8 protein-coding genes are annotated in these 10,397 nt (G+C 68.3%); 4 read left to right on the top strand and 4 right to left on the bottom strand.

What is annotated here, in order from left to right; all coding sequences use genetic code 11:
• The first annotated feature begins 90 nt into the window (after positions 1 to 90).
• Positions 91 to 1,032, top strand: coding sequence for a hypothetical protein (locus KIP79_RS07640; protein ID WP_250212821.1), 942 nt, complete (start codon positions 91 to 93; stop codon positions 1,030 to 1,032).
• Here KIP79_RS07640 and KIP79_RS49260 read toward each other — a convergent pair.
• Positions 1,026 to 3,776, bottom strand: coding sequence for a CARDB domain-containing protein (locus KIP79_RS49260; protein ID WP_214103961.1), 2,751 nt, complete (start codon positions 3,774 to 3,776; stop codon positions 1,026 to 1,028). The two genes, KIP79_RS07640 and KIP79_RS49260, sit on opposite strands and share 7 nt — an antisense overlap.
• Before the next feature lie 310 nt (positions 3,777 to 4,086).
• Here KIP79_RS49260 and KIP79_RS07650 point away from each other — a divergent pair, with 310 nt between their 5' ends.
• From KIP79_RS07650 to KIP79_RS07660, 3 genes are read left to right on the top strand one after another with little or no spacing between them, the layout of a single operon-like run.
• A complete protein-coding gene (locus KIP79_RS07650) occupies positions 4,087 to 5,073 on the top strand; it encodes an NAD-dependent epimerase/dehydratase family protein (RefSeq protein ID WP_214103962.1) in 987 nt (328 codons plus the stop codon).
• Between the two features lie 25 nt (positions 5,074 to 5,098).
• Positions 5,099 to 5,917, top strand: coding sequence for an inositol monophosphatase family protein (locus KIP79_RS07655; protein WP_214103963.1), 819 nt, complete (start codon positions 5,099 to 5,101; stop codon positions 5,915 to 5,917).
• Positions 5,914 to 6,714 (top strand): hypothetical protein, encoded by an 801-nt coding sequence (locus tag KIP79_RS07660; RefSeq protein ID WP_214103964.1) that lies wholly within the window; start codon positions 5,914 to 5,916, stop codon positions 6,712 to 6,714. The genes KIP79_RS07655 and KIP79_RS07660 overlap by 4 nt, the downstream gene beginning before the upstream one ends.
• 7 nt (positions 6,715 to 6,721) lie before the next feature.
• Here the strand turns inward: KIP79_RS07660 and KIP79_RS07665 are convergent, their stop codons facing one another.
• The 3 genes from KIP79_RS07665 to KIP79_RS07675 form a co-directional block, all read right to left on the bottom strand.
• Positions 6,722 to 7,678 carry a sulfotransferase family protein gene (locus KIP79_RS07665; RefSeq protein ID WP_214103965.1) on the bottom strand — a complete coding sequence of 319 codons (957 nt, stop codon included), beginning with the start codon at positions 7,676 to 7,678 and terminating at the stop codon, positions 6,722 to 6,724.
• 195 nt (positions 7,679 to 7,873) lie between these two features.
• On the bottom strand, positions 7,874 to 8,503 hold the full coding sequence (locus KIP79_RS07670) for an HNH endonuclease family protein (RefSeq protein ID WP_214103966.1): 630 nt from the start codon (positions 8,501 to 8,503) through the stop codon (positions 7,874 to 7,876).
• Between the two features lie 488 nt (positions 8,504 to 8,991).
• Entirely contained in the window at positions 8,992 to 10,353 is a 1,362-nt protein-coding gene (locus tag KIP79_RS07675) for a condensation domain-containing protein (RefSeq protein ID WP_214103967.1), read from the bottom strand.
• Positions 10,354 to 10,397 lie beyond the last annotated feature (44 nt).

Genomic DNA, 10,397 nt, shown 5'->3' on the forward strand with positions numbered 1-10,397 from the left:
TTTTTACCCTTCTTTACCAGTAGGCTTTTCGGTGTTAACGGACGGGCAAAAGCGACCGGCTGCCGGGACGTGGGCGTCTATGGTCGTGCCGTGATCAATGGAGACACCAGCGTGTACCTACCGCAGCCGCAACTTTCCACGGTCGCCGTGCCCCCGCCGGGCGACGGCCCCGGCTTCTGGGCCGGCGCGCCCAGCGCCGTCGCCGGCGACGACGCCGTCTACCTCGCCTACCGCCTGCGCCGCCCGCTCGCGGAAGGGCGTGGGTACGCCGTGGTGGTCGCCCGCTCGGTGGACGACGGCGCGCACTTCGAGCCGCTGCTCACGATCACCAAGGACCAGATGCGCACCGAGTCGCTGGAGCGCCCCACCCTGGTCCGCACCCCGTCCGGCCGCTGGCGGCTCTACCTGAGCTGCGCCACCTACGGCACCAAGCACTGGCGGGTGGAACTGCTCGAGGCCGACCGGCCGGACGCCTTCGACCCGGCCACCGCCAAAGTGGTGCTGCCCGGCGATCTGAAGACCGGGGTGAAGGACCCGGTGATCGTGCACCACGACGGGATCTGGCACCTGTGGGCCTCCTGCCATCCGCTGGAGATCCCCGCCGAGGCCGACCAGATGGTCACCGACTACGCCACCAGCCCGGACGGCCTGGAATGGAGCTGGCAGGGCACGGCGCTGGACCGGCGGCCCGGGTACTGGGACTCCCGCGGGGTGCGGGTCTCGGCGGTGCGGTTCACGCCGGCCGGCGTCCTGGCGTTCTACGACGGGCGGGCCTCGGCGCTGGAGAACTACGAGGAGCGCACCGGCGTCGCCGCCGGGCCCGGCCCCTCCACGCTGACCGCCGTCGGCACCGAGCCGCACGCCTCCTCCGTGTACGGCGGGCTGCGCTACCTGGACATCGTTCCGCTGCCTGACGGCCGGACCCGGATCTACTACGAGTGGACCCGCTCCGACGGGGCCCACGAACTCCGCACGGAGGTACGCCTCCCGGAGGCTCTCCCGGAAGGCGTACCGGCTGATTCCGATCAGTAGCGTTCCGCCACGCCTGTGTTGATCTCCGTGAGGACCAGCGAGGCGTCGTTGTAGCGGATCAGGTTGGCCAGGGTCGGGGGCTGGGTCAGGGTCGCCTGCGCGTACCTGACGGCGTCGGCCACCGTGTCCAGGTCGAGCCGCTGGATGGTGACCGTGCGGACCTCCGTGCCCGCGTTGATCCGGCGGGTGGCCAGGTTGAGCAGGGTGGCCAGCAACTCCTGCTGCAGCCTGCGCGGCTGCGCGGACGGCGGGAAGAGCGCCGCCGACGCCTCCGGCTGGGACAGCACGCCGTTGGCGGCGGAGCCGTCCGCGCCGTCGAAGCGCTGGTCGGTGGCCTGCACCCGGGCCAGCGCCTCCGGGGTGCGCAGGTCGGTGCGGACCATCCACAACGCGCTGACCAGCGGCTGGCGGCTCGGCGGGACCACCGTCACGGTGGTCGTGGCCGATCCGGTCACCGGGTCGTACGCGCAGCCGTTGGCGCCGCCGTAGGACACCCTGGCCGTGCCGGTCACCGGCGTCCCCGCCACCAGGAGCAGGCTCGGCCGCGCGGTGAAGGCGACGGTGCCCGTGCCGTTCGCGGCGACCGTGCCGAGGTTCCAGGTCAGCGTGGTGGTGCCGTCGGCGTTCCTGGTCACCGTGGCGGGACGCGGGCCCGCGCCGGTGTCCAGGCCGGTGCTGTAGTACACGTTCGCGGGGAGCGTGTACGTCAGCGTGGCGCCCGTGGCGGCGGCGCTGCCGGTGTTGCGGTGGCTCACCGTGTAGGTGATCGCCTCACCGGCGTTGACCGTCGCGGTCGCGGACGGGGTCAACGTCAGCACCGGGACGTGCGCCCTGGTGGTCGCCGAGGCCGTGTTGTCGGCCAGCAGCTCGGCCGGCTCCGGGGTGCCCTGGGCGTTCTTCCCGGTCACCGTGGCGGTCGCGGTCAGCGTGCCGCCGTCCGTCACCGTGCACGGGACCGTGTAGGTGAACGTCTCGGTCCGCGAACCGCCGGGCGCCAGGTCGGGGATCGTCCGGGTGACCGGGTTGCCCGCCGGCGGCGTGAACGTCACCGAGGTCGCGGTCGAGCCGCTGCCGCCCTTGTTGCCGATCGTCACCGTCGCGGTCACCGTGTCGCCGCCGTTCGCGTCGGTCTTGTCCACGGTGAGCGCGGCGGTCAGGTCGGCCGAGGTGGCGGTGAGCACCTCCTCGCCGGTCAGCTCCGCGGGCATGTCGCCGCGGTTGCCGTCCGACCAGTGCGGGCTGTTGGTGAAGTTGTACTGGAGGCGGTCCCAGTCCGGCGAGCTGAGCAGCGTCTCGGTGTTGGAGGTGCTGATGCAGTCGTTGCCGACGGTCGGCAGGTGGTTGATGTTGGCCTGCGCGCTGGCCGAGAACGGCGGGCCGTCTCCCGTCCAGTCGATGGGCCCGCTGGCCGAGCCGTAGGTGACGACGCCGCCCACGCCGTAGATGACCGGGCGGACCACCCCGGGCAGGCCCGGGTTGGCGGTCTCGTCGAGGTTGTTCTCGACCAGGGTCGCCTTGCCGAAGCGCTGGTAGTCCAGGGGGCGGTTGGCGTCCAGGTCGGTGAACTGCCAGGAGTAGCTCATCACGCTCTGGTAGTTCGGCTTGCAGTTGACCAGGTCCACGGTGCCGTTGTCGCGGCGGCCGCCGTGGCCGAGGCCGAAGGTGTGGCCGAGCTCGTGCAGCAGGGTGGCCTCCTCGGCGGCCTTGCGCCCGCCCACGTTGGTGAACATGTTGGTGGTCCAGCGGCCGAGCGAGACCACGAAGTCGTTGCCGCCCCTGTCGTGCAGTTCGGCCCGGCCCGAGGTGGTGCCCGCGCCGGTCAGGCCGTTGACGAACAGGCCGTACCGGAAGCGCTGGCGCTTGAAGTTGAGGATGTCCGCGCAGAGCGGGCTGGCCCGGTCGGCGGCGGTGCCGAACCGGCCGGTTCCGGTGGTGCCGCACGCCTTCTCCGGGCTGCCGAGCTTGATGTTGTCGAAGTCGTCGGCCGGGGCGTCGGGCGGCACATTGTTGAAGGACGTCGTGGTCGCGAACGGGACCTCCTCGTCCTCCAGCAGGTGCAGGGCCAGGCCGCTCGCGCCCGTCTGCTGGTTGGTGACGAGCGCGTTGTTGAAGACGCCCTCGACCGTCGACAGCACTCCGGTTTGCGGGCGCAGGCCCCGCATGTAGTCGATCTCGACGTAGATGTCCCGGCGGGTGGGGTCGGCGTTCGGGAGCACCAGATCGACCACGTTGTCGCCGTCGAAGTCCCGGCCGCGGTACTCCTCGTAGTCGGTGAAGCCGTCGCCGTCGGAGTCCGCGGCGGACGACGGGGTGATCTCGAAGCAGACCTGTACGGCCGGCTGGGGATCGGCGCCGAAGATCCCGCCACCGGGTTCGCCGTTACCCGCCACGCACCCCGCCGAGGAGGTCAGGTCGCCGGTGACCTTGCCGTTGATCATGTTCACCTTGACCCGGGTGTAGGGGTCGCCCACCCGCGGCGAGCTGTCGGCCAGGTCGTCCGCGCTGGTCGAGTCATGGTCCTTGATCAGGATGGCGATGTCCTGCTCGACCACGGTGGTCGGAATATCCCGCGTCACCTCCCAGAACGGCGTGACCTGCTCCTGATCGTCGGGAGCTCGGGGCGTGGTATGCGTCGGAAACCCCGCGAACGTGATCTCCGCATAGAAGTCGGGCGCACTCTCCCCGGCCGCCTCAAGCCCCTCGTTACGACAGGGATCGATGCAGTTCACCAGGAGAATGCGCACAGTGAGCGGCTGCGTCGCCGCCGCCCTTGCTGGAGCGCTGTACACGGACAACCCCGCAACAACCAAAACCAACGCGAGGGCCACCCGTAAGGGACTGGTCACCATATTCCCCACGATTCAGCGACCCGCACCCCCAGACATGAGTAGCCCCGTACTCAAAGACCACCCAGCGCGTCCATTTGTCCGGATAAATTAGGATTCGCGGAGTAATGGGCGGAGATCATGGGCGCTGGAGGGTTTGGACATTGGCAGGGGGAGATGCCCAGGGTAATCTCATGCCAACATCGCCCTGAGACAGGGAACGATCATTTTGAGCGGGGAAGTGCTGGTAACGGGCGCCGGTGGCTTCATCGGGGGACATGTGGTCCGGCGGTTGGTGGAATCCGGACAGCCGGTTATCGCCGTAGATGTCAAACCGCTGGATTCTTGGTGGCAGCGGTCCGCGGCCCGCAATGTGGTCGCCGACCTACGAGAACCGACGACCTGTGCCCGTCTCACGCGTAACGTGCGGACCGTATATCATTTTGCCGCCGATATGGGTGGCATCGCTTATATCTCCGAGAACGACTGGCGTTGTGCCGCGACGGCCGCCATCACGGTGAACATGTTACGTGCCTGTATCGATGATGGTGTGGGCACGCTTCTTTACGCGTCCTCCGCCTGTGTCTATCCGACGTCCCTGCAGGGTGCCGATCCTGTTCCGTTGAGCGAGTCGCTGGTGTACCCGGAGGCTCCGGAGGGCGGATACGGTTCGGAAAAACTGTTCTCCGAACGGCTGTGCGGCTATGCCGCCGCGTCCAGCGGTCTTCAGGTGCGGATCGCGCGGTTGTTCAACGTCTACGGCCCTCTCGGCTCCTGGTGTGACGGGCGGGAGAAGGCACCCGCCGCCATCTGCCGGAAGGTCGCTGAAGTGGCCCTCGGGAAGTCGGAGGATGTTCTTGTCTGGGGCGACGGGGCACAGTTGAGGAGCTTTCTTTACATCGACGACTGTGTTACGGGATTGATCGCTCTTGCCCAGGCCGGCGCTACGGGACCGGTCAATCTGGCCAGTGACCAACTGGTCAATATCGGGGAGTTGGTGGAAATGGTTTCCGAGGTCGCCGGCGTCAAGGTGAAAGCGCGGTACGAGGAAGCGGGGCCGACCGGCGTGCGGGCGCGGATTCCCGATATCGGACGCGCCCGGCAAGAACTCGGCTGGTATCCTTCGGTCCCACTTTCGGAGGGCATTCGTGTCACATATCGGTGGATTTACGGCCAGATGGGACATTTGGATGCCGTGACGTGCGGCCATCATTAGCGATGGGCTGCGGAGACGGAAAATGATGAACCTGGCTCGGATCGCGGAGCTGGTCGAGGAGGTTGTCCTCGACGTGCCACACGGTGAGCTGACCGAGATTCATGTGACCAGAGCCGACGACAATCCGCAGACAGACCTGGACAAACGAATAGACGCGTATCTGACCGCCACCCTGCCCCGGATTCTCGACGTGCCGCTGATGTCGGAAGAGGATCCCGGGAGAGTTCTGGGGCGCTCGGGTCTCTGCTGGATCGTCGATCCCGTCGATGGGACGATCAACGTCATCGCCGGTGCGGGGGAATTCGCGGTGTGCGCCGCGCTTGTCGACGCCAAAGACCTGCGGTCCCTGGTCGGTGTCGTGCATCTCCCCCGTACTGGCCAGATCTTCACCGCCATCCACGGGGAGGGCGCCAGGCGCAACGGCCGAGTGCTGGTAAAGGACGAGTTCGTCGGAGCGATCGCCCCGAGGGCGCAGCGGATCGCGGCATTCGGTGTCCCCAAGGACGGACCCGGTGTGGCCGCGCGTATGGCGCACGCGTTGGGCGGCCTCTATTCGGCGGGCTGGGTGACGCGCCAGCAGGGGGCGGCCTCGGTGGATATCTGCCAGGTGGCCACCGGTTCTTGGGCGGCCTTCTTCGAGTACGGGTTGATGTACTGGGATTTCGCCGCCGCAGCCCTGATCGCCACGGAGGCCGGTTGCTCGGTGCGCGCAGTGCCGCGAGGGCCGTCCCGGCCCGACCTGCTGCCGCTCGAGTTCGATTTCGTGGTCACCCGGACGGCCGAACTTATGGAGGAGGTCACAGCCATGGTGGGGATTCGGCCGGAGGCCACACGAGGGCGATGACCGCTATCAGCCTCGCTCTGTCGATTCTGGGGACATTACCCGTCCTGGCCGCGATCTGGTACTGGGTCCAGCGGTTCCAGCGCGGACGGCGGATCCTGCGGTTCTCCCGTACCGCTCCGATCGACCTGGTGCTGACGACGTCCTCGGTGAAACGGGCGACGCACGGCGTTCCGGCCAGCCGTCCGTTGACGGGGTACGGCCAGGTGCGGGCGGTGGCAAGCTGCGTGCGAGCGCTGACATCGCTGTATCCGGGTAAGGACGTCACCATTCACCTGAGCGGGTTCATCCGCAATCGACTTGATCGTGATCTGGTGATCCTCGGCGGCCCCGCGAAGAACGAGGCCGCCGTGGCGTTCCTGGAAGACTTTCTTCGAGCTCATGACCTGCGCAAGCTCTCCTTCGATGATGTGGCCGACACGTTGGAGATCGCCGATTACCACGGCCGTGAGTTCTCGATAAAGGACTTCGACCCGCACATCGCGGGCGGATATCCGGCCACCGACTATGGCTTGATCATCCTGACCGATCACAGCGGGGGCAACGACCGGCCGCATCGTTCGATCTTGTGCGCCGGGTTCACCACCTATGGAACCGCCGCCTCCGCCGAGTACCTGTTCGAAGATCTTGTCCGGCTGTCGCCGAGGAAGCTGGCCAGGCGGACGGGGATCCGGGCCCGGCGACATTCCACGGCGTTCGTGGTCGTCGTCTCGGCGCGATTCTCGCGAGGCGAATGTACCGAGGTCCGGCCCGTCTTCGCTCTCGCGGTGAACGCGCGGCGAGCTGAGCGGCTGGCATGACGACCCGTCAGGCCTGAGGACGGCCGTTGCGGGATTGGGATTGGCCGGTGGGGCGGGTGCCGACCAGTCCGCCGGAGCGGTCGCGGGGGCGGAGCCAGTCGGAGAAGTCTTCTTCTGTTGTCTGCTGGAGGAGGGCGATGTCGGCGGCGAAGTAGGTGAGGAGTTCGCGGCGTTGGGTCCAGGTGAGGGGGCGGCGGGGGTGGGCGCGGTGCTGGAGGAGGCGGGAGAGGGGGGTGGTCAGGGTTTGGCCGGCGAGGCGGTCGGCGAGACGGACCAGGTGGGAGAGGGCGCTGTGGAGGCGGGAGTCGGAGGGGTGGGCGGTGACGTTCTCGCGGGGGACGGTGGTGAGGATGCCCTGGGGGACGCCGAGGAAGGCGCAGATGCGGTCGAGGGTGGTGGCCGGGTGGTTCAGGAGATCGCGGTAGCGGAAGATCAGGACCTGGTCGCGGGGGAAGAGCGTGTAGAGGTGGGTGAGTTGCTCGCCGTAGCGGCCGAGGGAGATGTAGTGCCAGAAGGGGGCCCAGCCCTGCTCGATGCGGGTTTTCTCCTGGGCGCATGCCTCCACCACGTCGCCGATGGGCTCCAGGCCGGCCGACCACAGGTGAGTCCAGTTGGAGTGGGCGCGTTCCACCGGGTCGCGTAGCACGACGATGAGTTTCGCCTGGGGGATGAGGCGGTGGATTCTGCGCTGGGCCTCAAGGTCATAAAGGTAGAAGGGAGTGGACTCCCCGTTGATCTTGCCAGGCTCGAAGAGCGCCTCGTAGTCGGCGCGCTGCCAGACGTGCTCCCGGTAGGTCTCCGCGTCGCCGGGGCCGCCCTCGGCCGGGGGCGGGCCGTCCGTCAGGAAGAACTTGGGTTCCTTGATGGGTGACATGTGCAGGTCGGGATGTTGGGCGAGCGCGGTGTGCAGGGCGGTGGTGGCCGCTTTGGGCACACCGATCACCAGGAAGTCGGGCAGAGTCATCAGAACCTCCTACTATCCCTACAAACTTAGTTGGAAATATCACCTCCTAAAAGACCTTCCCTGTGTCTCGGGCATCAGACCAGGCACACCGGTCACTTGGGAAACGAATGCCAAGGATCGCCGCACTTGTTGCACGCGGCATGCTGAGGGGAGGGCTGCCGCCGCTTTGACCGGCGGCAGCCCCCGGGAGTTGGGTCAGCAGTAGCCGAGCATGGTGGTGAGGGCGGACTTCTCGGTGCTCTGGAGGCTCAGGCCGTACTTGTACTTGACGGCGATCCAGGACTTGGCGTAGGTGCACCAGAAGGCGGTGCGGGAGGGCTTCCAGGCGGCGGGGTCCTTGTCGCCCTTGGACTGGTTGACGTTGTCGGTGACGGCCCAGAGCTGCGGGCTGGACAGGTCGTTGGCGAACTCCTGGCGGCGGCTGGTGGTCCAGGCCCAGGCGCCGGACTTCCAGGCCTCGGAGAGCGGGACCATGTGGTCGATGTCCACGTCGGAGGCGAGGGTCCAGGTGGCGCCGTCGTACGGGCTGTACCAGCTGCCGGAGGTGGCGGAGCAGCTGGAGTTGGTGACCACGTTGCTGCCGTCCCGCTTGAGCACGGTCTCCCGGGTGTCACAGGTGCCGGAGATCGTGATCCAGTGCGGGAACAGGGCGCGGTTGTAGGTGCCGGAGTTGCTTTCGTTGGCGACGGTCAGGGCGGCGAGCTGGGAGGTGGCGGTCGCCGCCGACGGGATGCCGGGCGGCGTCGCCGAGGCGGGGGAGCTGAGCGCGGTGGACAGGGCGAGAGTGGCGCATAACGCCACCAGGGGCGCGATGACTCGCTGCACGAGTCCCTCCTTCGTCCAACCCCGGCCAGGCGGAACCCGGTCGTTTACGGGGCCGGACTAGAAGGGACAGTCGCATCGCCCACCAAACGCTGAAATATCAGGCTTTGACTATGCAGATGGGGACAATTCGTGTGATCCCGCCCGATGGAGTGGGAGACCCTTCGCTGATCTGGGCGGACGCGCGGTGCCGCCTTTGCGGGTCGTCCGAACTCGGCGTGAAGTTCGTGTTAACTGTGGGCGGGCGGCCGGACCGGGTGCGTAATTGGCACGCTCCACCTGCGTCGATGCCATTTCTCACCGCGACGAGTCCCCCGATTTGAGACGCGGGTACCGCTATTCGGGCGGTACATGATGCAATGCGGAAACATGGGATCGGACCCCGGGTCGATCCCATGACATGCGCGCGTGATAGTCGGCTGGCGAGCTGGGAGACAGCGGTGCTGGTGGGTGGAGTGACGGGAATTCCGGCCCGGTCGCCGGAAAGCCGATTATCGGGAGGCGGACAACTCGGTCAGCAGGGCGGCGAAGGTCGCCGGCAGCTCGCGTACCTCGGCGGGGGAGAACCGGGCCAGCCGTCCGGTGAAGGCCAGCTCGTACTCCCCGCCGCGCGGGGTCGCGGTCATCGCCAGATCGAGAGTGGCGTCGTCCACCTCGTGATCCCAGACCGAGGCGGCGAGCCCGTCCCAGTCGGCGGGCGGCCTGGGATCCTCCCGGTGGACGAAGGACGTCTGGAAGACCGGATGCACCCCGGGAATGCGGGCGATCCCGGCCTGGGAGACAAGCGTGTCGAACGGAATCTCGTGCGCCAGCGCCCCGGCGGCGGCCTCCCGGACCTTGGTGATCAGCGAGGGGAAGCTCTGCCCGGCGGGCAACGCCACCCGCAGGGGGAGCATGTTCACGAACGTGCCGACCACCGGCTCCAGCTCCCGGCGGGTCCGGGACGCGGACACGATGCCGACGGTCTGGTCACGCTGTCCCGTCATACGCTGGAGCAGCACGAAATAGGCCGCGCAGAGCGTCACGAACGGCGTGGTGGCCCCGTCGCCCAGGCGGCGCAGCCGGTCTACGAGTTCCCGGTCCACGCGCACCAGCGCCGTCGCCCCGGCGCGGCCGGAAGCCGGGTCGCCGGTGGACTTGCCGCCGAAGAGCGGCGGCGGGCTGCCGTGCAGTCGCTCGGTCCAGTACGGCAACCGCTCGGCGAGCCGGGCCGCGCTCCGGGGGACCGACCAGGCGGCGTAGTCGGCGTACTGGATGGGGAGCGGTGGCCGTTCGCGCCCGGAGTACAGCGCGGCCAGGTCGTCGGCGACCAGGGCGAGCGAGCCGCCGTCGGCGGCGATGTGGTGGCAGACCAGGAACAACCGGTGGTCGTCCGGCGTGATCCGGTAGACATTCAGGCGGAGCAGCGGTCCAGTGGCCGGGGGGAAACGCTCGCTTCCGGCCGCCAGGGCCATGGCCAGCGCGGTGGGTTCGCGCTCGGGCTCGGGGAGGGCGCTCAGGTCCAGGTACTCCAGCGGGGACGGCAGGCCCGGGCGGATCACCTGGTGCGGATCGCCGTCGATCAGGGTGAACGTGGTACGGAACGCCTCGTGCCGGGCGGTCAGCGCGGTGAAGGCGGCGGCCAGCCTGCCCAGGTCGAGCGGTCCGCTGAGGCGGACGCCCAGGGTGACGTTGGGCGCGGCGGTTGGGTCGGACTGCTGGGCGAGCCAGATCCGGCGCTGCTCGTGCGAGCAGGGGAGCGGGGAGCCGTCGCGCGGGACCGGAGTGACCCCCTGCGGGGCCGCCTTCTGGGCGAGCAGCCTGGCCACCAGGGCACGCCGCCGGTCTTCGGACGCCTGCTCGGACATGGTCATCCCGCGATTCTCCCTGACATGTCCGGGCACCCACAGTGTCCCAG

The sequence above is a fragment of the Acrocarpospora catenulata genome (genome assembly GCF_018476525.1).
GTDB classification, from domain to species: domain Bacteria; phylum Actinomycetota; class Actinomycetes; order Streptosporangiales; family Streptosporangiaceae; genus Acrocarpospora; species Acrocarpospora catenulata.

Coding starts and splice junctions, on each gene's coding strand:
- KIP79_RS07655 (WP_214103963.1), top strand. CDS start 5,099: ATGAACCTGGCTCGGATCGCGGAGCTGGTCGAGGAGGTTGTCCTCGAC.
- KIP79_RS07660 (WP_214103964.1), top strand. CDS start 5,914: ATGACCGCTATCAGCCTCGCTCTGTCGATTCTGGGGACATTACCCGTC.
- KIP79_RS07665 (WP_214103965.1), bottom strand. CDS start 7,678: ATGACTCTGCCCGACTTCCTGGTGATCGGTGTGCCCAAAGCGGCCACC.
- KIP79_RS07675 (WP_214103967.1), bottom strand. CDS start 10,353: ATGACCATGTCCGAGCAGGCGTCCGAAGACCGGCGGCGTGCCCTGGTG.